The organism is Lentzea sp. NPDC092896, from assembly GCF_044754905.1.
GTDB lineage: Bacteria > Actinomycetota > Actinomycetes > Mycobacteriales > Pseudonocardiaceae > Lentzea.
Map to the genome: position 1 here is coordinate 238,170 of NZ_JBIVPX010000004.1, position 21,424 is coordinate 259,593.

Genomic DNA, 21,424 nt, shown 5'->3' on the forward strand with positions numbered 1-21,424 from the left:
GCCGTCCGTTACCGTGGGTCCTTGTGTCGGAACCACGCCAGTCACCTGAAGAGGTGACCCAGAACATGCCTCGCTTCCCACCGAGGCCCACCGACACCGCGCCGTTGTACCCGGCCGACGAGCTCGTGAAGCTCCAGTCGATCATGGACAACCGCCAGGGGCACTTGCCCGCGCCGCCGCCTCCACCCCAGCGCAAGTCGACCTGGGTGGGCAAGGCGCTGGCGCTCGTCGGCGTCGCGGTGGTGTCGGGGTTCGTGTGGTGGGTGCTGCAGCCGTCGGACCCGATCGACCAGCAGGTCGCGCAACCGCAGAAGACCGCGGGGGAGTTCGAGTTCACCACCGTGCCGGAGTTGCCGGAACCGGTGAAGGACAGCGACTGCGCGGCCCACGCGACGAGCCAGACGCAGGCCTTCTTCAAGACCACGCCATGTCTTCAGCTGACGCGTGCGTTCTACACGGCGAAGTTGCCCAACGGCAGCACCGTGTACTCGTCGGTGTCCGTGGTGAAGATGAAGAACGCGGACGAGGCACGGCAGCTGCGCGAGCTGACCCAGAAGGACGGCACCGGCAACGTCAAGGACCTGGTGCTGGACAAGGCGATCACCGTGCCGCCGCTGACCACGCTGGCCAACGGCGGCTACGCCTCCGAGCAACGCGACCAGCTGGTCGTGATCGTCGAGTCCGACTCGCCGACCAGGGGCGCCGACGCGCTCGCGCACAACAAGGAGATGAAGCGGGTCTCCGCGGACGCGATCAGGCTCGCGTCCTCCTTCGGCAGCTAACCGGACGCGACACCCGGCATCGTGATCGACGCCGGGTTCGTCCCGGCCGTCCGGCGCCACCGGGTCGCACGGACGGCGGCCGTGGTCAACGCCTCCAACGCCGACGTGCGCAGCGCCTGGTCGTCAGTCCGCTCCAGCACGCCACGCCACGCGGCACAGGTGTCCTGCTCGACGGCCACCAGCGCGGCGAGCGCGGAAGGCCCGTCCGACACCGGCGTGGGCGGCAGGTAGGCGGCCGCGGGCGGGTTCGGGGTCGCGCTGTGGTCGCGCAGCCACCGCTCGGTCGTGTCCCGGCGTGCCCGGTGCAGGTTCGCGCCCTCCGCCACGGCGGCGGCCTGGTCGCCCAGGAACGCCGACACCATGCCGTAGGTCCACAACGCCGCGTGCTCGGTGCCGAGCGCGGTCTGCACGGATTCGACGCTCATGCGAGCACCTCCCGCAGCGAGGCGCAGCCGGCGGCCACCGAGCCGACGAGACCGGCGCGGTGGGCGGGCAGCTTGGCGACGACGGCCGAGGCCTCCCGCACGGAGTCGTCGAGCGCGGTCCGCAGCGCCGCCAGCGGGTCGGGAGGCGTGGGCGGCGAGGTGGGGGCGGGCGGCGCCGTGGACGACGCGGGCGGGCGTTCGCGGTCCACCTCGGCCTGCAACAACGAGGCGTGCGTCTCACGGGCCTTCGCGATCTCGGCCGCCGCGGGCACCGTCGTCAGCGACTGGGCCAGCTTGGCGTCCGCACGCGCCTGCGCCGCGAGGGCCGACAGCGGGTCCGGCGGCGGTGGCGGCGGAGGTTCTGTGGTGCACGCAACGGCGAGCGGTGCGGCGGCCACCGCGAACAGCACACGGCGGCGGCTGACCGATTCGGAGATCACGCGACCTCATATTGCCAGCAGCCGTGCGGCGCGGTGGGAGCCGGGCGAACGAGATAGTCTGGTCGTCCACGGCCGCCGAAAGTACCGTCGGCCGGGGTTTTCATGCGTTCGAACTGAAGGAGACACCACGTGTCCAGCCCGCCGCGCGGAGAGCTTTCCGCGCAGCTAGCACCCGTTGTGCGGGAAGCTCTCGAGGCCGCCGGCTTCGACCTCGACGCGCTCGACGTGAATCAGGCTGGGCGCCGCCGTCTGGTCAAGGTCGTCGTGGACGGTGAGGACGGCATCGGGCTCGACGAGGTCGCCGAGGCGAGCCGCGTGGTCTCCGCCGCGCTCGACGAGCACGACCACATCATCAACGGGCCGTACACCCTCGAGGTCACCTCGCCGGGTGTCGACCGCCCCCTGACGCGCCCGCGCCACTGGAAGCGCGCTCACCTGCGTCTCGTGAAGATCAAGCAGCCCGAGCAGGCCGAGTGGTTCGGCCGGGTCGGCGAGTGCGACGAGACCGGGGTCGAGCTGCTGCACAAGGACGAGCTGCGGCGCGTGGAGTACCGCCATATCGAACGCGCGGTCATGGAGATCGAGTTCAAGCAGCCGCCGGTCGAGGAACTGGCTCGGCTCACTCGGAAAGCACCGAAGGAGGAGCCGAGGTGAACGTCGACATCGCCGCCCTGAGGGCGATCGAACGTGAAAAGGACATCCCCTTCGAGACGGTCCTGGAGGCGATCGAGTCAGCACTGCTGACCGCCTACAAGCACACCGACGGGCATGCCACGCATTCGAAGGTGGAGATCGACCGCAAGACCGGTGTCGTGCGCGTGATCGCGCAGGACATCGCGCCGGACGGTGCGATTCGGGAGGAGTGGGACGACACTCCCGAGGGCTTCGGCCGCATCGCGGCCACCACGGCGCGGCAGGTCATCCTGCAGCGCCTGCGCGACGCCGAGCACGAGCGCACGTTCGGTGAGTTCGCCGCCAAGGAGGGCGAGATCATCGCGGGTGTCGTCCAGCGCGACGCCCGTGCGAACGCCCGCGGCATGGTCGTCGTGCAGGTCGGCGACACCGAAGGAGTGCTGCCGCCGGCCGAGCAGGTGCCGGGCGAGCAGTACAACCACGGCGAGCGCATCAAGTGCTACGTCGTGAGCGTGTCCCGCGGTGCGCGCGGGCCGCAGATCGCACTTTCGCGCACCCACCCGAACCTCGTGCGGCGGCTGTTCGCCCTCGAGGTCCCGGAGATCGCGGACGGCACCGTGGAGATCCCCGCGGTGGCACGTGAGGCAGGTCACCGTTCGAAGATCGCGGTGAAATCAACGGTTGCCGGAGTGAACGCCAAGGGCGCCTGCATCGGCCCGATGGGTGCCCGTGTGCGCAACGTCATGCACGAGCTCGGTGGCGAGAAGATCGACATCATCGACCACTCGGACGACGCGGCCACGTTCGTCGGGAATGCCTTGTCCCCGGCCAAGGTTGTGTCCGTACGGGTGCTCGACGAGCGCGCCAAGACGGCGCGTGTCGTGGTGCCGGACTTCCAGCTCTCGCTGGCGATCGGCAAGGAGGGGCAGAACGCCCGCCTGGCCGCCCGTCTGACGGGCTGGCGCATCGACATCCGCAGTGACGCGGAGGCTCCGGCCGCCGGTGCGGTCACATCTGGTTCGGCTGAGTGAGCTCCAGGGGATAGAATTATCAACGGTTCAACGTCGGGAGCGGTCTCCCAGCACATCGGCCCTGTTCGTACGTGCATTGGATGCCGTGCCCGGACGTTGCCGTCTGAGCTGCTGCGTGTGGTCGCGGTGGACGGTTCGGTGGTTCCGGACGTCCGTCGGCGGCTTCCTGGTCGAGGTGCTTGGTTGCATTTCGATCTCGAATGTCTCCGCAACGCCGAGCGGCGACGGGCGTTCTCGCGGGCCTTCAAGGTCCAGGGAGCACTCGACGTCGCTTCGCTGCGCGAGCACGTGGAGCAGCAGCAAGGGAACTTGGCCTCGGGACAGCCCCGCGGCCAACAAGCAACAAGGAAGCAGGTCGACCCGTCATGAGTCAGCCGTGAAGCTGAAGACATGAACGCGCGACGTTAAGACGAGGTCGATGGGACTTGCCCGCCGGCCTCACTACCTAGGAGAGCAGTGGCAGGCAAGGCCCGCGTGCACGAGCTCGCAAAAGAGCTCGGTGTTACGAGCAAGGAAGTTCTCAACAAGCTCGCCGAACAAGGCGAATACGTGAAGTCCGCGTCCTCGACCGTCGAGGCCCCCGTGGCCCGGCGTCTTCGTGACGCGTACGAAGCCAAGTCCTCGAAGCCGTCGGCTCCCAAGCCGGCCGCTCCGAAGCCGAAGGCACCCGCACCCGCTGCTGCCGCGGCGCCCGCCGCACCGGCGGAGTCCAAGCCGGCAGCATCCGACAAGCCCGCAGCGCCCAAGGCCTTCCCCGGCCCGAAGCCCGCGGCTCCGCGCCCTCCGGCGCCCAAGCCCGCTCCGGCAGCTCCTGCCGCGCAGGCCCCGGCTCCCGCGGCGCAGGCTCCCGCTCCCGCCCAGCAGCCCCAGGCTCCGGCCGCCGCACCGGCACCCGCCGCGTCGGCTCCGGCCGCCCCGAAGGCTGCCCCGGCTCCGGCCGGTGGCTCCAAGCCGGGCAGTGGCCCGCGTCCGGGCCCGCGCCCGGCTCCGCAGCAGGCGCCCGCAGCACAGCCCCAGCAGCCGCAGGCTCCGGCCGCGTCCGCTGGTGGTCAGTCCCCGTCCGTGGTCCCGCCGCGCCCGCAGTCTTCCAAGCCTGCCGGCCCGCGCGCCCCGCGTCCGGGCAACAACCCCTTCGGCGTCGGTGGCGGCAACGCTCCCTCGCCGCGTCCTGGGCCTCGTCCCGGCCCGCGTCCGGAGCAGGGCGAGCGCCCCTCCGGCCCGAAGCCCGGCGACCCGCGTCCGGCGAACCCTCGTCCGAGTGGTGCGCCCGGCCAGGGTGGTCAGCGTCCGGCTGCCGCACAGGGCGGTCGTCCCGGCGGTCCCGGCCAGGGCGGTCCCCGTCCCGGTGGGCCCGGTCAGGGCGGTCCTCGTCCCAACCCGGGCAACATGCCCCCGCGTCCGAACCCCGGCATGATGCCGGGCAACCGTCCGGCCGGTAACCGGCCTGGTCCCGGTGGCGGCGGCGGTGGCGGTCGTCCTGGTGGCGGCGGCGGTGGCGGCGGTCGTCCCGGTGGGGGCGGCGGCGGTGGCGGCGGCTTCCGCGGAGGCGGCGGTGGCGGTGGCGGCGGTGGCGGCTTCCGTCCCGGTGGCGGCGGTGGCGGCGGCGGTGGCTTCCGTCCCGGCGGCGGTGGCGGCGGTGGCGGTGGCTTCCGACCCGGTGGTGGCGGCGGCGCAGGTGGCGGTGCCCCTGCCGGTGGCGGCGGTTTCCGCGGTCGTCCCGGTGGCGGTGGCGGCGCTGGTCGTGGCGGTACCGCTGGTGCCTTCGGTCGTCCGGGTGGTCCGGCGCGTCGTGGACGCAAGTCCAAGCGGCAGAAGCGCCAGGAGTACATGGACAACATGCAGGCGCCTTCGGTCGGTGGCGTCCGCCTGCCCAAGGGGCAGGGCGAGACGATCCGCCTGCCGCGCGGTGCCTCGCTGACCGACTTCGCCGACAAGATCAACGCCAACCCGGCGTCGCTCGTGCAGGTGCTCTTCCACCTGGGCGAGATGGTCACGGCGACCCAGTCGGTGTCCGACGAGATCCTGGAGCTGCTCGGCTCCGAGATGAACTACGTCGTGCAGGTCGTGTCCCCCGAGGAGGAGGACCGCGAGCTGCTGGAGACGTTCGACATCACCTACGGCGAGGACGCCGGTGACGAGGACGACCTCCAGATCCGTCCGCCGGTCGTGACCGTCATGGGTCACGTCGACCACGGTAAGACGCGACTGCTCGACACCATCCGCAAGGCGAAGGTGGCCGAGGGCGAGGCCGGTGGCATCACCCAGCACATCGGTGCCTACCAGGTCCAGACCGAGCTCGAGGGCAACCCGCGGCTCATCACCTTCATCGACACCCCGGGTCACGAGGCGTTCACCGCCATGCGTGCTCGTGGTGCGAACGCGACCGACATCGCGGTCATCGTCGTCGCCGCTGACGACGGCGTGATGCCGCAGACGGTCGAGGCCATCAACCACGCGCAGGCCGCTCAGGCGCCGATCGTGGTCGCGGTCAACAAGATCGACAAGGAGGGTGCGAACCCCTCCAAGATCCGCCAGCAGCTCACCGAGTACGGCCTCGTCGCCGAGGAGTACGGCGGTGACACGATGTTCGTCGACATCTCGGCGAAGCAGGGCATCAACATCGACAGCCTGCTCGATGCCATCCTGCTGACCGCCGACGCGTCGCTGGACCTCCGGGCCAACCCGGACATGGAGGCCCAGGGTGTCGCGATCGAGGCTCACCTCGACCGCGGTCGCGGTCCGGTCGCCACGGTTCTCGTCCAGCGCGGAACGCTCCGCGTCGGCGACTCGATCGTCGCGGGTGACGCGTACGGTCGCGTCCGCCGCATGGTCGACGAGCACGGCGACGACGTGCACGACGCGACCCCGTCGCGTCCGGTGCAGGTCATCGGTCTGACCTCGGTGCCGCGCGCCGGTGACTCGTTCCTCGTCGTCGACGAGGACCGCGTCGCCCGCCAGATCGCCGAGCGTCGTCAGGCCCGCACCCGCAACGCCGCCAACGCGGCGAAGCGCAAGCGCGTCAGCCTGGAGGACCTGGACGCAGCGCTGAAGGAGACTTCAGCACTCACCTTGATCATCAAGGGTGACAACTCGGGTACCGTCGAGGCCCTCGAGGACGCGCTCATGAAGATCGAGGTCGGCGACGACGTCGAGCTGCGCGTGATCCACCGCGGTGTCGGTGGCATCACCGAAGGCGACATCAACCTCGCCGTGGCCGGTTCCGCCATCGTCCTGGGCTTCAACGTCCGGGCCGAGGGCAAGGCGACCGAACTCGCGAACCGCGAAGGTGTGGACGTCCGGTACTACACGGTCATCTACCAGGCGATCGACGAGATCGAGGCGGCCCTCAAGGGTCTCCTCAAGCCGGAGTTCGAAGAGGTCCAGCTCGGCCGCGCCGAGGTCCGCGACGTCTTCAAGTCCTCCAAGGTCGGCACGATCGCGGGTTGCATGGTCCTGTCGGGCGAGATCCGCCGCAACGCGCGTGCTCGCCTGATCCGTGACGGCAAGGTGATCGCGGAGAACCTCCCGATCAGCTCGCTCAAGCGGTTCAAGGACGACGCCACCGAGGTCCGCGAAGGTTTCGAGTGTGGTCTCACGCTCGGCAACTACAGCGACCTCAAGCTGGAAGACATCATCGAGACCTTCGAGATGCGCGAGAAGCCGCGCGCCTAGTCGGTTGATGAGGGGTGCGGAGCCGTTTAACCGGTGGCTCCGCACCCTTTTCTTCTGGAGGATCTTGCCCATGTACGTGGGTGCTCTGGAACTGGACGTGCTCTTGGGCGACGTCCATTCGTTGAAGGAGAAGCGCTCGGTGGTGCGGCCTGTCGTGGCCGAGCTGCGCAAGCGCTTCGAGGTCGCTGTCTCCGAAGCCGGTCATCTCGACCTGCATCGGCGCAGCTTGATCGGGGTCGCGGCAGTCGCCGCCGACCTGGAGCACGTCAGGGACGTCCTCGCCGGCTGTGAAAGGCTGGTCGCCGGACGTCCCGAACTTGAACTGCTCTCTGCCCGGACGCGTTTCGTCGGGCCGGAGGACGACTAGGAAGGGGAGGCTCGTGGCCGACACGGCACGTGCCCGCAAGCTCGCCAAGCGGATCTCGCAGATCGTGGCTTCGGCTCTCGAGCACGAGGTCAAGGATCCGCGGTTGGCTCGGGTCACGATCACCGACACCAAGGTGACCGGGGATCTGCACGACGCGACCGTCTACTACACCGTGCTCGGTGAGCGTCTGAACGTGGAGCCCGACTACGCCGGGGCCGCACTGGCCCTGGAGAGCGCCAAGGGTGTGCTGCGGTCGATGGTCGGAGCTCAGACGGGGGTGCGTTTCACGCCCACGCTGACGTTCATGACCGACACCGTTCCGGACGAGGCTCGGAAGATGGAAGAGCTCCTCGCCAAGGCGCAGGCCTCGGACGCCGAGGTGGCTCGGCGCGCGGTGGGAGCTGCTCCCGCCGGAGAGGCCGACCCGTACAAGGCTCCTCGTGAGGACGAAGACGAGGACTGACGAGCAACTGACCAAGGCGGACACGTGCGAACGTGTCCGCCTTTGTGTTGCGCGGCCGTTCGTCCACATGGCACACAGGCGCGGAAATCGGATGGAAACTGTCTTGTCTGAGGGTGCCGTACAACATTTCGAGACGGTGAGCGGCTAACGTCTCCCTGTGGCAGACGACCTGAGCACGACCATTGCCGAGGCCGCGCGGTTGCTGGCCGGTGCCCGTGATGTGACCCTGCTCAGTCACATCAACCCCGACGCGGACACGCTCGGGAGTGCCCTCGCGGTAGGGCTCGCGCTGCACCGGCGCGGAGTGACGGTGCGCGTGGCCTTCGGCGAGCCCGACGGTGTGCCCGAAAGCCTGAAAGCGCTGGACACAGCGGGGTTGCTGGTGCACCGCGACGAGGTGCCGGAGCAGCCGGAGTTCCTGGTCGTCATGGACACGGGAAGCCTGCAGCGGCTCGGACCGCTCGCCGGCCGCGTCGCCGCCTGCACCGGGCCCGTCATCGTGGTGGATCACCACGTGTCGAACACGCGGTACGGAACGGTGAACTGCATCGACGACCGTGCGGAAGCCACGGCGCTCATTGCGCTCAAGTTGCTCGACGAGATGGACGTCGAGATCGACGAGCCGATTGCCCGCTGCATTTACGCCGGACTCGTGACCGATACCGGGGGCTTTCGGAAGGCCGGACCCGAGGCTCACCACACCGCCGCGCGCTTGCTCGAGACCGGAGTGGACGCATACGCCGTTACACGGCCGTTGATGGACGCGCATCCGTTCGCGTACCTCGGCATGTTGTCGCGGGTGTTGGCCAAAGCAGAGCTTGACCAGAAGGCCGCACACGGCCTGGGACTGGCGCATGCGGTCGTGAGCCTCGATGACGCGAGTGGAGTGCGCAGCGAAGAGGTGGAGAGCGTCATCGACGTCGTGCGCTCCGCCTCCGAGGCCGAGGTCGCGGCTGTGTTGAAGGAACTGCGGCCCGGGTTCTGGTCCGTGTCGCTGCGGGCCGTGAGCCGGGTCGATGTTCGTGAGGTGGCGCAGGTCCTCGGGGGCGGTGGGCACCGGCTGGCGGCCGGGTTCACCTTCGACGGGGCCGCTGAGCAGGTCGTCGCCGCGCTCAAGGGCGCGTTGGAGCAGGTGGGGTCATGACACGGACAGGGAGCCCGCGGCTGCTGCGGGAGATCAACGACCGGGCCGCGATCGAGACGCTGCTGCGCAGTGGGGCGATGACGCGGGCCGAGCTCGAGGAGGTCATCGGGCTGTCCAAGCCCGCGACCGCCCAGCTGCTGGCACGGCTCGAAGAGGACGGCATGGTCGTCCGCACCGGGCTGCGCGGTGGCGGGCGTGGACCTCGGGCGCAGATGTGGGCCGTCAACGGCGGCGTCGGGTACGTGGCCGCGGTGGCGTTGACGGCCGAGCTGATCGACGTGGCCATCGCGGACATCACCGGATCGCTGCTGGCCGAGCACAGCGCGCCGATGCCGAAGGAGAACACCCTCCAGGTCTTCCGGGAGACGGTGCAGAAGGCGACGGCGCTGGCCGGGCTCAAGCTGGACGCGCTGGCGCACGTCGTGGTCGGCACACCGGGTGCCGTGGATCCGTCCACCGGGCACCTCGGGTTCGCGCCGCACCTGCCGGGGCTGGTGGACGTCGACCTGCCCTCGACGTTGCGCGAGCTGTTCGGCACGTCGGTGTCGATCGAGAACGACATCAACCTCGCCGCGCTGGAGGAGATGAGCTCCGGCAAGGCGGCCGGGGTGCGCAACTTCGTGCTGTTCTGGCCCGCGGACGAGATCGGGTCGGCGGTCGTGGTCAACGGCGTGCTGCTGCGCGGCGTCACCGGCGGTGCGGGTGAGATCGACTCGATGCAGGTGCCCGGTGGGCGCTACGGCGACCAGGTCGACAGCGACGCGATCGTGGAGCTGGCGGCCGAGTACGGCATCAAGGAGTCGTCGGGGCTGGAGGCGGTGGCGCACGCGCTGAACGCCGGTACCGAAGGCCGGGCGTTCCTCACAGTCCTGGCGCATCGGATCGCGCTCGGGCTCGCGAACGTCGTGTGCGTGCTCGACCCGGAACTGGTGCTGCTGTCCGGTGGGGTGGCACACGCGGGTGGCGAGACGTTGTGCGATCTCGTGGCCGCCGAGCTGCTGAAGCTCGTGGTGCCGCGGACGCCGGTGTACCTCGCGCAGATCACCGCGAACCCGGTGCGGTCCGGGGCGTTGCACTCGGCGCTGGCCGTGGCGCGCGAGCAGGTGTTCGGGCTGCCCCAACGGTCGTGAGTGGCCGCCATCACCGCACGGTGGTGGCTGTCACCGCATAGGTTCGTCAGGTGGAGGATCGGGTTCCCGCTCGGCGGGTGATCGGGCTGGCGGTACCCGCTCTCGGGGTGCTGGCGGCCGAGCCGTTGTACGTGCTCGTCGACACGGCCGTGGTCGGGCACCTGGGGGCGTTGCCGCTCGCCGGGCTCGCGCTCGGCGGTGTGTTGCTCACGCAGGTGTCGACGCAGCTGACGTTCCTCTCGTACGGCACGACGGCGCGCACGGCCCGGTTGCACGGGGCTGGGCGGCGTCAGGAGGCCGTCGAGGAGGGCGTGCAGGCGACGTGGCTGGCGCTGGCGGCCGGCGTGCTCGTCGTGCTGCTGGGGCAGCTGTTCGCGCGGCCGTTGGCGGAGCTGCTCGCCGGTGGTGGCGCTGTGGCGGACGCGGCGGTGGAGTGGGTGCGCATCGCGTTGTTCGGTGCGCCGTTCATCCTCGTCACGATGGCCGGCAACGGGTGGATGCGCGGTGTTCAGGACACCAAACGGCCCCTGAAGTACATCCTGATCGGCAACGGCATCAGCGCGGTGCTGTGTCCCGCGCTCGTCTACGGCGCGGGCTGGGGGCTGGAGGGCTCGGCCGTCGCGAACGTGGTGGCGCAGGTGCTCTCGGCCGGGTTGTTCTTCAAGGCGCTGTTCGCGGAGCACGTGTCGTTGAAGCCTCAGTGGACCGCCATGCGCGCGCAGCTCGGCATGGGGCGTGACCTGGTGTTGCGGAGCTTGGCGTTCCAGGCGTGCTTCATCAGCGCGGCCTCCGTCGCGGCACGGTCGTCCGTCGCTGCCTTGGGTGCGCATCAGGTCGTGTTGCAGCTGTGGACGTTCCTCGCACTTGTGCTCGACTCGTTGGCCATCGCGGCGCAGTCGCTCGTCGGCGCGGCACTGGGGGCGTCGAAGCGCAGGCAGGCGGAGAAGCTCGCCTGGCAGATCACGCGGTACGGGCTGGTGTTCGGCATCGGGCTCGGGCTCGTGTTCGCGGCGTTGTTCACGGTGCTGCCGCGGGCGTTCACGACGGACGCCGGGGTGCTGGGCGAGATTCCGAACGCGTGGTGGTTCTTCGTTGCGCTGCAACCGATCGCGGGCGTGGTGTTCGCGTTGGACGGTGTGCTGCTGGGCGCCGGTGACGTGAAGTTCATGCGGACCGCGACGCTCGGCTCCGCGGTGATCGGGTTCCTGCCGCTCGTGTGGGCCTCGTACGCGTTCGGGTGGGGGCTCGCCGGGATCTGGACGGGGTTGTCGGCGTTCATGGTGCTGCGGCTGGTCGCCGTCGTGTGGCGCACGCGCTCGGGGGAGTGGGCGGTCGAGGGCGCGGTTCGGTAGCTGTGAGCAGCCCCACGGGGTGGACGCCCGATCGGACGCTGTGGCCGACCTCACGGCATGAAATCGTTACCAAGAAGGTTGTTTAGGCGATGTAACTAATGTCTGCCTGCCTCCGACCTGGGGAGAGTGCCGCCTTGCCACCGGTCGATCGCGCCACCCGCACTTCGTGGCTGATCTGGACCACCGCCGTCTTCGTCTACTTCGCCGCCCTGTTCCACCGCACCACGCTCGGCGTGGCCGGACTGGAGGCGAGCGAACGTTTCGGGCTCGGACCCGCTCAGCTCGGTGTGTTCACCGTGCTGCAGATCGGGGTCTACGCCCTCATGCAGATTCCCACCGGTCTGCTCGTCGACCGGTACGGGCCGCGCCGGGTCCTCACCGTCGCCGCCCTGCTCATGGGCACCGGCCAGGTGCTCTTCGCCATCGCCGACTCGTACGGGCTCGGGCTCGTCGCGCGGGCCGTGCTGGGCATGGGTGACGCGATGACGTTCATCAGCGTGATCCGCCTCGTCGCGACGCACTTCCCGCCGCGCCAGTACTCGCTCGTCGTCGCGGTCACGGCCGCGATCGGCGGTGTCGGCAACCTCGTCGCCACCGTGCCGCTGACTCTCATGCTCGGCTCGATCGGGTGGACGTGGGCGTTCCTCATCGCGGGCGGGGTGACCGCGCTGTACTCGGTCGTGGCGTTCCTGCGGGTGCGGGACGTGCCGGCCGGATTCACCGCGCCGAAGCCGGAAGTCGTGCCGTTCAAGAAGATCTGGCCGAAGGTGCGGCAGGCGTGGCGCGTGCCCGGCACCCGGCTCGGGTTCTGGGCGCACTTCAGCACCATGTCGACGCCGGCCGTGATCGGTCTGCTCTGGGGCTACCCGTACCTCGTGCAGGCGCAGGGCATGTCGCCGCGCGCCGCGTCCTCGACGCTCGGCCTGCTCGTCATCGGCGCGATCGTGGCGAGCCCGATCATCGGTGGCCTGTTCTCGCGCAACCCCGAGTGGCGCATGCCGATCTCGGTCGGGTTCCTGGCGTTCGCGTTCACCGGCTGGGGCGTGCTGCTGTTGTGGCCGGGCGGGCACGTCCCAGCGCCGGTCATCGCCGTGGTGTTCCTCGTGCTGACCGTGGGCGGGCCGATCTCGGGCGTGGCGTTCGCTCTCGCCCGTGACTACAACCCGTCGCATCGCCAGTCCACCGCGAGCGGTCTGGTCAACGTCGGCGGCTTCCTCGCGGTGACCGTGACCGCGTTGGGTGTCGGTGTGCTGCTGGACCTCGTGGAGGGGGTGCTGGCGCCCGCCACGGCGTTCCGCGTGGCGTTGAGCTTCTGCGTGCTGGTGCTCGTTCTGGGCGGCTGGCGGATGCTCGTGTGGTGGCGTCGCGCGCGTGCCGCGGTGTTCGAGGCGGAGGAGCGTGGTGAGACTGTGCCGGTGCAGATCCGGCGTCGTCGTTGGGACGCTCTGCACGTCGCTTAGTGCGCTGACCGCATACGTTGTCGCGCGCGTTCGGTTCTCAGACGGGCGCATCACGGTGCCGGCCCCGCGCCCTCATATCGGGCATATGGGGGCGCGGGGCCGGTGCCGTGAGGTGTCCTGCTGAGAACTGAAGGCGACCGGCAACGGCTGTGGTCAGCGCACTAAGCTCTTGCGCCGTGAAACCCTCTGTTGCACCGGGCCTGGTCGTCGTCGACAAGCCGGACGGCATGACCTCGCACGACGTGGTGGCGCGTGTGCGCAGGATTCTCGGCACCCGCAAGGTCGGGCACGCCGGCACACTGGACCCGATGGCGACCGGCGTGCTCGTGCTCGGCATCGAGCGGGCGACGAAGCTCCTCGGTCACCTCGCCCTCGACAGCAAGGCCTATCTCGCGACGATCGTGCTCGGCGCGTCCACCACGACGGACGACGCCGAGGGCGAGGTTCTGTCCACTGAGGACGCTTCCGGCGTCGCGGACGACGCGATCGCCGCCGAGATCGCGAAGCTGACCGGCCCGATCCAGCAGGTGCCGTCGTCCGTTTCCGCGGTGAAGATCGACGGCAAGCGCGCCTACGCACGGGTGCGCGCCGGTGAGGAAGTCGAGATCCCCGCACGCCCCGTGACGGTGCACCGGTTCGACGTGCTGTTCTCACGCCGTGAGGACAAGCAGGTCCTCCTCGACGTGATGGTCGAGTGCTCGTCCGGCACCTACGTGCGCGCGCTGGCTCGCGACCTCGGCGCCGCACTGGGCGTCGGCGGGCACCTGGGGGCGTTGCGGCGCACGAGGGTCGGCCCGTTCGACCTCCGCGTGGCCAAGACCCTGGCGCAGCTGGAGGAGACGCCCGGCCTGTCGCTGGACCTGGACTCGGCGGTCGCGACGGCGTTCCCGCGCCGGGAGATCGACCCGACCGAGGCTTCGGCGCTGTCGCACGGGCAGCGGCTGCGCGCGGGCGGGATCGAGGGGACCTACGGCGTGTTCGGGCCGGACGGGCACGTCATCGCGCTGGTCAAGGACGAGGGCACCGCCTGCAAGCCGGTGGTGGTCCTGAGCCCGGCGGACTAGGACCTGTGTCGAAGTCCGGTCCGCGATAGCCGGGCCCGAGGCGGCCCTGGCGGCACGGCCGGACGGCCCACGTACAACGCCGGTACGCGGGCCGTCCGGCCGCACCACCAGGAACCACCTCAAGCGCGACTCTCATCGAACCGGACTTCGACACAGGCCCTCCCTGTGCCCGAGTTCGGACCGCCTTGCGAGGCGGGCAGGCGTCAGGCGGGACGGGCGTCGTAGGCTGATCACCGTGCAACGCTGGCGCGGACTAGATCACCTTCCCGGCGGCTGGGGCCGCTGCGTAGTGACCATCGGCGTGTTCGACGGTGTCCACAAAGGCCACCAGGCCCTCATCGGACGTGCCGTCGAACTCGCGGAGCAGCGCGGACTGCCGAGCGTGCTGATGACCTTCGACCCCCACCCGTCCGAGGTCGTGCGGCCCGGCAGCCATCCCGCGCAGCTCACGACGCTGCGGCGGCGCGCCCAACTGGTCGAGGAGCTGGGCATCGACCACTTCGTGGTGGTGCCGTTCAGCCTGGAGACCAGCCGGATGCCCGCGGACCAGTTCGTGCACGAGGTGCTGGTCGAGAAGCTGCACGCGGCTGCTGTCGTGGTAGGTGAGAACTTCACCTTCGGGCACAAGGCTGCCGGTAACGTCGCGATGCTGCGCCAGCTCGGGCAGCGGTTCGGATTCGTGACCGAGGGGGCTGATCTGGTGTCCGCAGAAGAGGTGACGTACTCGTCCACCTACATCCGGGCGTGCATCGACGCCGGCGACGTGAAGGCGGCGGCGGAGGCGTTGGGCCGGCCGCACCGGCTCGAGGGGATCGTCGTCAAGGGCGACGGGCGCGGCAAGGACCTCGGGTTCCCGACCGCCAACCTGTCGACGCCGAAGTTCGCCGCGGTTCCGGCGGACGGCATCTACGCGTGCTGGTTCACCGACGCCAAGGGCAAGACTTTGAAGGCCGCCGTCTCCGTGGGGACCAACCCGACTTTCTCCGGCAGGGAACGCCGGGTCGAGGCGTTCGTGCTCGACGTCGACGAGGACTACTACGGGCAGCGCGTCGCCGTGGACTTCGTCGAAAGGCTGCGCGAGATGGAGAAGTACGACTCCGTCGAAGCCCTGCTGGAACAAATGCATCGAGATGTAGACCGAACGAGGGAACTGCTCACCGAGTCGTGACCGTCAGATTGGGCGAAGCGGACGTCTGTGCGTTCGCAGGCTGGCAGGATGCTGGTCGGAGAACGGGCTACTGGAGAGGGCGACGTGGAGGACCACAAGATCGTTCAGCGCAACCTCGCCCTGCAGAGGGAGTGGTACGGGGAGCCTCTGGGTGACCGCGTGCGCCGGTTGGTCGTGGCCTTCAACGTGTCCCAGGCCCAGCTCGCGGACGTGCTCGGGATCAGCGCGCCGATGCTCAGCCAGGTGATGAGCGGCCGGCGCGCCAAGATCGGCAACCCCTCCGTGCTCGCGCGGATGATCATGCTGGAGCGCAAGATCCTCACGCCGGACGTGGCGACCGGGGCGCCGGAGGCGTTGCAGCGGGCGCTCGACGACGTGCGGGAGTCCAAGCCGACCGTGTCCCGCGACTCGCTGCCGGTCAACGGCGACGAGAGCGTCGCGTACCCGGTGCTGCGTCGCGTCGCCGACCGCGTCGAGCTCCAGCAGGCCGCTGATCTGCTGCACGAGGACTTCCCGGCGATCGCGGAGTTGTTCCGCCGCGCCATCCGCGCCGCGGGTTACCCGGTGAAGTGAATTAATTCGGTTGGCACGGCTTGCCGGTGCGAACCACAATGGGTGAGCGCGCCGGACAGTGGCGCGAAACAGCACTCGTGAGCAGCGCCGACGGTGCCCCCACACCCGTGAATCGGGTGGGGTTGCGCACGTCAGCGCGCCGCTGAGCACTGTGCCTGATAGCCTTCGCAGTTGGGTCTGGCTGCGGTCCGTGGCGGCCAGTACCGGCTACCCCGGCCAGCAATTCGGCGGGCGGGGCCGCACGGACCTGAACAAGTAGGAGAAGTACCTAGTGGCACTGTCCACGGATCAGAAGAAGTCCATCCTCGGCGAGTACGGTCTGCACGACTCGGACACCGGCTCCACCGAGGCCCAGGTCGCCCTGCTGAGCAAGCGCATCGCTGACCTCACGGAGCACCTGAAGCAGCACAAGCACGACCACCACTCCCGCCGTGGTCTTCTGCTGATGGTCGGCCGTCGCCGCCGTCTGCTGAACTACCTGACCAAGGTGGACATCAACCGCTACCGCGCGCTGATCCAGCGCCTCGGTCTGCGCAGGTGATACTTGCCGAGGGGGAGTGACCGGCCGGTCACTCCCCCTCGGCGCACAACCGGGTGTATACAGATCCCTGGTTGCAAAGAGGAACGAAACACAGGACCCGCATCGCGCGAAGCAGTTATCGCCGGTCCTCGGTAGTGGCCTCCTGGTGGAAACGCCCCAGGGGACTTCGATCGAAGACCGGCCTCGTCAAAACGCGTGAGCGGTGTCCAAAAGACGAGGAGTAACAAGTAAATGACGGACATCGAGGTCCACGAGGCGACTGCCGTTATCGACAACGGCAAGTTCGGCTCGCGCACCATCCGCTTCGAGACCGGGCGCCTCGCGCGTCAGGCCGCCGGCAGCGTGGTGGCGTACCTGGACGACGAGACCATGCTTCTGAGCGCCACGACGGCGTCGAAGCACCCCAAGGAGCACTTCGACTTCTTCCCCCTCACGGTGGACGTCGAGGAGCGCATGTACGCCGCGGGCCGCATCCCCGGCTCGTTCTTCCGGCGTGAGGGCCGTCCCAGCACGGACGCCATCCTCACCTGCCGCCTGATCGACCGTCCGCTGCGCCCGTCCTTCGTGGACGGTCTGCGCAACGAGATCCAGGTCGTCATCACGGTGATGAGCCTGAACCCGAAGGACCTGTACGACGTCGTGGCGATCAACGCCGCGTCCGCGTCGACGCAGCTCGCGGGTCTGCCGTTCTCCGGCCCGATCGGTGGCGTCCGCGTCGCTCTGATCGAGGGCCAGTGGGTGGCGTTCCCGACCTACGAGCAGCTCGAGAAGGCCGTGTTCGACATGGTCGTCGCGGGCCGCGTGGTCGAGTCCGGCGACGTCGCGATCATGATGGTCGAGGCCGAGGCCACCGACAACGTGATCGACATGATCGCCGAGGGTGCCACCGCCCCGACCGAAGAGGTCGTGGCCGCGGGCCTCGAGGCCGCCAAGCCGTTCATCAAGGTCCTCTGCGAGGCCCAGGCGCAGCTCGCCCAGGTCGCCGCGAAGGCCACCGGCGAGTACCCGACGTACCCGGCCTACCAGGCCGACGCGTTCGAGGCCGTCGAGGCTTCCGCCTCCGGCGAGCTCGCGCAGGCGCTGACCATCGCGGGCAAGGCCGAGCGCGAGTCGAAGCTCGACGAGGTCAAGGCCGCCACGCTGGAGAAGCTGGCCGAGCAGTTCGAGGGTCGCGAGAAGGAGGTCGGCGCCGCGTTCCGCTCGCTGACCAAGAAGCTCGTGCGCCAGCGCATCCTGCGCGACAAGGTCCGCATCGACGGCCGTGGCCTCACGGACATCCGTGACCTCGGTGCCGAGGTGGCCGTGATCCCGAGGACGCACGGTTCGGCGCTGTTCGAGCGCGGCGAGACCCAGATCCTGGGTGTCACCACGCTGAACATGCTGCGCATGGAGCAGCAGATCGACTCGCTCGCTCCCGAGACGCACAAGCGCTACCTGCACCACTACAACTTCCCGCCCTACTCGACCGGTGAGACCGGCCGCGTGGGTTCGCCGAAGCGCCGCGAGATCGGCCACGGCGCGCTGGCCGAGCGGGCGATCATGCCCGTGCTGCCCAAGCGCGAGGAGTTCCCCTACGCGATCCGCCAGGTGTCCGAGGCGCTGAGCTCCAACGGCTCGACGTCCATGGGCTCCGTCTGCGCCTCGACGCTGTCGCTGCTCAACGCGGGTGTCCCGCTGAAGGCGCCGGTCTCCGGCATCGCGATGGGTCTCGTCTCCGACGAGGTCGACGGTGAGACCCGCTACGTGGCGCTGACCGACATCCTCGGTGCCGAGGACGCGTTCGGCGACATGGACTTCAAGGTCGCGGGCACCAAGGAGTTCGTGACGGCGCTGCAGCTCGACACGAAGCTCGACGGCATCCCGTCCGAGGTGCTGGCGGCGGCGCTGGGCCAGGCCCGCGACGCGCGCTACACCATCCTGGAGGTCATGGCCGAGGCCATCTCCGACCCGGACGAGATGAGCGCCTTCGCTCCGCGCGTGACGTCGGTCAAGATCCCGACCGACAAGATCGGCGAGGTCATCGGCCCGAAGGGCAAGATGATCAACTCGATCACCGAGCAGACCGGTGCCGACATCTCCATCGAGGACGACGGCACGATCTACGTCGGTGCGGCGGACGGCCCTTCGGCCGAGGCCGCGATCGGCATGATCAACGCGATCGCGAACCCGCAGCTGCCGAAGGTCGGCGAGCGCTTCCTGGGCACCGTGGTGAAGACCGCGGCGTTCGGCGCGTTCGTCTCGCTGCTGCCCGGCAAGGACGGTCTCGTCCACATCTCGAAGCTGGGCAACGGCAAGCGCATCGCGAAGGTGGAGGACGTCGTCAAGGTCGGCGACAAGCTCCGCGTCGAGATCGCCGACATCGACCAGCGCGGCAAGATCAGCCTCGTCGTGGTGTCCGAAGAGGACGCCGCGAAGCCGGCTGAGGGCGCCGAGGCTCCGGTCGCCGAGGAAGCTGCGCCTGAGGCGGCTCCCGCGCAGTGAGCACGACAGACAACAACGTGACGGCCGCGGGTGCATCCACCCGCGGCCGTCCGCGTACTCACACGCTGGGGCACCTGCAGAAGCCGGGCAGCACGCGGGTGCTCGAGATGTCCGCGGGGTCCGAGGTGCGGCGCAGCATGCTGCCCTCGGGCCTTCGGGTCATCACCGAGCGCATCCCGAGCGTGCGGTCCGCCTCGGTCGGGCTGTGGGTGCAGGTCGGGTCCCGTGACGAACGGCCAGAGGTCGCGGGTGCGGCGCACTACCTGGAACACCTGCTTTTCAAGGGAACCGCGCGGCGCACGGCGGCGGCCATCGCGGAGGAGATCGACGCGGTCGGCGGCGAGCTGAACGCGTTCACCGCGAAGGAACACACCTGCTACTACGCGCACGTCCTGGACGAGGACCTGCCGCTCGCGGTGGACCTGGTCGCGGACGTGGTGTTCGAGGCGATCTGCGGTCCGCGCGACTTCGAGACCGAACGCGGTGTCGTGCTCGAAGAGATCGCGATGCGCGACGACGACCCGGAAGACCTGCTGCACGACGCGTTCATCGAGGCGCTGTTCGGCGCGCATGCGTTGGGGCGTCCGGTTCTCGGCACCGAGAAGTCCATTCAGGACATGGAACGAGACGCGCTCTACTCGTTCTACAAGAAGCGGTACACGTTGCCGCGCATGGTGTTCTCCGTCGCGGGCAACATCGAGCACACGCACGTGATGCGCCTGGTGCGCAAGGCCGTCGGCGACCGGCTGTCGCGGGAGGGCAGCGCGGTGGTGCCACGAGCGGGTCGCGCGCGCATCGCCGACGCCCGCAAACTGGTGCTGCACACCGATGACACCGAGCAGGCGCACATGATGCTCGGCATGCGCGGTATCGACCGCCACGACGAGCGCCGGTTCGCGTTGAACGTGTTGAACGCGGCCATCGGCGGTGGCATGAGCTCCCGGCTGTTCCAGGAGGTCCGCGAACGGCGAGGCCTGGCGTACCAGGTCTACTCGTCCGTCGGCCTCTACGCGGACACCGGCACGTTCGCCGTCTACGCGGGCTGCCAGCCGGACCGGCTCGGCGAGACCGCCGGCGTCATCCGCGAGGTGCTCGTGGACGTCGCACGCGGCGGCTTGTCGGACGCGGAAGTGGCGCGCGGCAAGGGACAGCTGCGCGGCGCGCTCGTGCTGGGCCTGGAGGACACCAGTTCCCGGATGTCGCGCATCGGCAAGTCCGAACTGAATTACGGCGACCACCTGAGCGTCGAGGACACGCTGGCGCGGATCGACGCCGTGTCGGCCGACGAAGTGGCGTCGCTCGCACGTGATCTGCTGCGCCGTCCCGTCGCCGCGGCGGTGGTCGGCCCTTACGATCACGCCGACGATCTGCCGGACCAGGTACACGAGGTGATTGCATGATTCGCGTCGGAGTTCTCGGCGCGCGGGGCCGCATGGGTTCCGAGGTGGTCCGCGCGGTCGAGGCCGCGAAGGGCATGGAGGTCGTGTCGGCCATCGACGCCGACGACCCGTTGCAGGCTTTGGTGGACGCCGGCGCGCAGGTCGTCGTCGACTTCACGCACCCCGACGTCGTGATGGGGAACCTGGAGTTCTGCATCGCCAACGGAATCCATTGCGTCGTAGGCACTTCCGGTTTCGACCAGCCGAAGCTGGACGCGGTGGCGGCGTTGCTCGCCTCACAGCCTTCAGTCGGTGTGCTGGTGGCTCCGAACTTCGGCATCGGCGCCGTCCTGCTGATGCGCTTCTCGGAGATCGCCGCCCGCTACTACGAGTCGGCCGAGATCATCGAGCTGCACCACCCGCGCAAGGCCGACGCCCCGTCGGGCACGGCCGCCCACACCGCCCGCCTGATCGCGGCCGCACGCTCCGGCATGGACCCCATGCCCGACGCGACCACGCAGGAGGAGCCGGGCGCGCGCGGTGCCGTCGTGGACGGCGTGCGGGTCCACTCGCTGCGGATCTCCGGGATGATCGCGCACCAGGAGGTCGTGTTCGGCGGCGAGAGCGAGACCCTGACGATCCGTCAGGACTCGTTGCACCGCACCTCTTTCATGCCCGGCGTGGTGCTGGGTGTGCGGGAGATCGTGGGTCGCCCCGGGCTCGCCGTCGGCCTAGACAAGTACCTGGACCTGTGAAGGTCCGCGTCACCGTCGGGGTGCTGATCGCGGCCCTCGCGGTCTATTTCGTCCTGCTCACCGGCCGGGCTGTGGCACTGCTGCAGACCGGTCAGGTGGTCGGTGTGTTGCTCGGCATCGGTGTGCTGATCTTGCCGTTGCTCGGGGTCTGGCTCGTGTACTCCAACCTGCGGTTTGGGTGGGAGACCGAGAGGATGGCCCGCGAGTTGGATGCGGACGGGTTGCTGCCGGATGTCTCGCATCTGCCTCGGCGGCCGTCTGGGCGGGTGGATCGGGATGCTGCCGACTCTTGGTTTGAGGAGCGGCGGGCTGAGGTCGAGGCTTCGCCTGACGACTGGCGGGTGTGGTTCCGGTTGGCTTACGCGTACGACATCGCTGGGGATCGTGGGCGGGCTCGGGAGACCATGCGGAAGGCGATTGAGCTGCACGCCTGATCTTGTCGGGGGTGGTTGGTTGCGTTCCCGGCTTGTGGGTGGCTGGCTTGCGGGTGGTCACCGTGCGGGCGGCCAGCTTGCGTTGCGTGCTTCCCCTGGGGGCTCTGCCCCCAGACCCCCGGCAATCTGA

The 21,424-nt window shown here is 69.4% G+C and carries 21 protein-coding genes; 19 read left to right on the forward strand and 2 right to left on the reverse strand.

Features of this window, described 5'->3' with window-relative positions:
* The first annotated feature begins 65 nt into the window (after window positions 1–65).
* Window positions 66–782, forward strand: a complete 717-nt coding sequence (locus tag ACIQF0_RS22020; protein WP_360048151.1) for a hypothetical protein — start codon at window positions 66–68, stop codon at window positions 780–782.
* Here ACIQF0_RS22020 and ACIQF0_RS22025 read toward each other — a convergent pair.
* A complete protein-coding gene (locus ACIQF0_RS22025; RefSeq protein ID WP_360048149.1) occupies window positions 779–1,207 on the reverse strand; it encodes a ferritin-like domain-containing protein in 429 nt (142 codons plus the stop codon). The genes ACIQF0_RS22020 and ACIQF0_RS22025 overlap by 4 nt on opposite strands.
* The gene (locus ACIQF0_RS22030; protein WP_401031967.1) at window positions 1,204–1,647 is read right to left on the reverse strand and encodes a hypothetical protein; all 444 of its coding nucleotides are present in this window, start codon (window positions 1,645–1,647) and stop codon (window positions 1,204–1,206) included. The genes ACIQF0_RS22025 and ACIQF0_RS22030 overlap by 4 nt, the downstream gene beginning before the upstream one ends.
* Window positions 1,648–1,776: 129 nt before the next feature.
* On the opposite strand from ACIQF0_RS22030, the gene rimP reads away from it, so the two are divergent.
* The 18 genes from rimP (at window position 1,777) to ACIQF0_RS22120 (ending at window position 21,294) form a co-directional block, all read left to right on the forward strand.
* Entirely contained in the window at window positions 1,777–2,301 is a 525-nt protein-coding gene (rimP, locus tag ACIQF0_RS22035; RefSeq protein ID WP_189153688.1) for a ribosome maturation factor RimP, read from the forward strand.
* Window positions 2,298–3,311: a transcription termination factor NusA gene (nusA, locus tag ACIQF0_RS22040; protein ID WP_360048145.1), complete on the forward strand. Its 1,014-nt coding sequence runs from the start codon at window positions 2,298–2,300 to the stop codon at window positions 3,309–3,311. Before rimP ends, nusA begins: the two co-directional genes overlap by 4 nt.
* A gap of 126 nt (window positions 3,312–3,437) precedes the next feature.
* Window positions 3,438–3,680 carry a YlxR family protein gene (locus tag ACIQF0_RS22045; protein WP_245822111.1) on the forward strand — a complete coding sequence of 81 codons (243 nt, stop codon included), beginning with the start codon at window positions 3,438–3,440 and terminating at the stop codon, window positions 3,678–3,680.
* An 87-nt stretch (window positions 3,681–3,767) separates the two neighbouring features.
* A complete protein-coding gene (gene infB / locus ACIQF0_RS22050) occupies window positions 3,768–6,983 on the forward strand; it encodes a translation initiation factor IF-2 (RefSeq protein ID WP_401031972.1) in 3,216 nt (1,071 codons plus the stop codon).
* Window positions 6,984–7,053: 70 nt separating this feature from the next.
* Entirely contained in the window at window positions 7,054–7,350 is a 297-nt protein-coding gene (locus tag ACIQF0_RS22055; RefSeq protein ID WP_258947864.1) for a DUF503 domain-containing protein, read from the forward strand.
* Window positions 7,351–7,363: 13 nt separating this feature from the next.
* A complete protein-coding gene (rbfA, locus tag ACIQF0_RS22060) occupies window positions 7,364–7,813 on the forward strand; it encodes a 30S ribosome-binding factor RbfA (protein ID WP_360048142.1) in 450 nt (149 codons plus the stop codon).
* A 157-nt stretch (window positions 7,814–7,970) separates the two neighbouring features.
* Window positions 7,971–8,957, forward strand: a complete 987-nt coding sequence (locus ACIQF0_RS22065) for a bifunctional oligoribonuclease/PAP phosphatase NrnA (RefSeq protein ID WP_401031976.1) — start codon at window positions 7,971–7,973, stop codon at window positions 8,955–8,957.
* The gene (locus ACIQF0_RS22070; RefSeq protein ID WP_401031979.1) at window positions 8,954–10,087 is read left to right on the forward strand and encodes an ROK family protein; all 1,134 of its coding nucleotides are present in this window, start codon (window positions 8,954–8,956) and stop codon (window positions 10,085–10,087) included. The genes ACIQF0_RS22065 and ACIQF0_RS22070 overlap by 4 nt, the downstream gene beginning before the upstream one ends.
* A 50-nt stretch (window positions 10,088–10,137) precedes the next feature.
* Window positions 10,138–11,439: an MATE family efflux transporter gene (locus ACIQF0_RS22075; RefSeq protein ID WP_360048137.1), complete on the forward strand. Its 1,302-nt coding sequence runs from the start codon at window positions 10,138–10,140 to the stop codon at window positions 11,437–11,439.
* Window positions 11,440–11,537: 98 nt separating this feature from the next.
* Entirely contained in the window at window positions 11,538–12,899 is a 1,362-nt protein-coding gene (locus tag ACIQF0_RS22080; RefSeq protein WP_396426074.1) for a nitrate/nitrite transporter, read from the forward strand.
* A gap of 176 nt (window positions 12,900–13,075) precedes the next feature.
* Window positions 13,076–13,963, forward strand: coding sequence for a tRNA pseudouridine(55) synthase TruB (gene truB / locus ACIQF0_RS22085; RefSeq protein ID WP_360048135.1), 888 nt, complete (start codon window positions 13,076–13,078; stop codon window positions 13,961–13,963).
* A 235-nt stretch (window positions 13,964–14,198) separates the two neighbouring features.
* Window positions 14,199–15,131, forward strand: a complete 933-nt coding sequence (locus ACIQF0_RS22090) for a bifunctional riboflavin kinase/FAD synthetase (RefSeq protein WP_401031984.1) — start codon at window positions 14,199–14,201, stop codon at window positions 15,129–15,131.
* 84 nt (window positions 15,132–15,215) lie between these two features.
* Complete coding sequence (locus tag ACIQF0_RS22095; protein ID WP_319977437.1) at window positions 15,216–15,704, forward strand: helix-turn-helix transcriptional regulator; 489 nt, start codon at window positions 15,216–15,218, stop codon at window positions 15,702–15,704.
* 271 nt (window positions 15,705–15,975) lie between these two features.
* The gene (gene rpsO, locus ACIQF0_RS22100; protein ID WP_045318466.1) at window positions 15,976–16,245 is read left to right on the forward strand and encodes a 30S ribosomal protein S15; all 270 of its coding nucleotides are present in this window, start codon (window positions 15,976–15,978) and stop codon (window positions 16,243–16,245) included.
* 231 nt (window positions 16,246–16,476) lie between these two features.
* Entirely contained in the window at window positions 16,477–18,726 is a 2,250-nt protein-coding gene (locus ACIQF0_RS22105; protein WP_360048132.1) for a polyribonucleotide nucleotidyltransferase, read from the forward strand.
* A 107-nt stretch (window positions 18,727–18,833) separates the two neighbouring features.
* On the forward strand, window positions 18,834–20,126 hold the full coding sequence (locus ACIQF0_RS22110; protein ID WP_401032807.1) for a M16 family metallopeptidase: 1,293 nt from the start codon (window positions 18,834–18,836) through the stop codon (window positions 20,124–20,126).
* Window positions 20,123–20,860, forward strand: a complete 738-nt coding sequence (gene dapB, locus ACIQF0_RS22115) for a 4-hydroxy-tetrahydrodipicolinate reductase (protein WP_401031988.1) — start codon at window positions 20,123–20,125, stop codon at window positions 20,858–20,860. Before ACIQF0_RS22110 ends, dapB begins: the two co-directional genes overlap by 4 nt.
* Window positions 20,857–21,294 carry a tetratricopeptide repeat protein gene (locus ACIQF0_RS22120; protein ID WP_401031991.1) on the forward strand — a complete coding sequence of 146 codons (438 nt, stop codon included), beginning with the start codon at window positions 20,857–20,859 and terminating at the stop codon, window positions 21,292–21,294. Before dapB ends, ACIQF0_RS22120 begins: the two co-directional genes overlap by 4 nt.
* Window positions 21,295–21,424 lie beyond the last annotated feature (130 nt).

What these genes read in the sequence shown, in the direction of transcription:
- ACIQF0_RS22110 (WP_401032807.1), top strand. Translation starts at nt 18,834, where the DNA reads ATGTCCGCGGGGTCCGAGGTGCGGCGCAGCATGCTGCCCTCGGGCCTT.
- ACIQF0_RS22080 (WP_396426074.1), top strand. Translation starts at nt 11,538, where the DNA reads ATGTCTGCCTGCCTCCGACCTGGGGAGAGTGCCGCCTTGCCACCGGTC.
- ACIQF0_RS22025 (WP_360048149.1), bottom strand. Translation starts at nt 1,207, where the DNA reads ATGAGCGTCGAATCCGTGCAGACCGCGCTCGGCACCGAGCACGCGGCG.
- ACIQF0_RS22105 (WP_360048132.1), top strand. Translation starts at nt 16,477, where the DNA reads ATGACGGACATCGAGGTCCACGAGGCGACTGCCGTTATCGACAACGGC.
- dapB (WP_401031988.1), top strand. Translation starts at nt 20,123, where the DNA reads ATGATTCGCGTCGGAGTTCTCGGCGCGCGGGGCCGCATGGGTTCCGAG.
- ACIQF0_RS22055 (WP_258947864.1), top strand. Translation starts at nt 7,054, where the DNA reads ATGTACGTGGGTGCTCTGGAACTGGACGTGCTCTTGGGCGACGTCCAT.
- ACIQF0_RS22020 (WP_360048151.1), top strand. Translation starts at nt 66, where the DNA reads ATGCCTCGCTTCCCACCGAGGCCCACCGACACCGCGCCGTTGTACCCG.
- ACIQF0_RS22070 (WP_401031979.1), top strand. Translation starts at nt 8,954, where the DNA reads ATGACACGGACAGGGAGCCCGCGGCTGCTGCGGGAGATCAACGACCGG.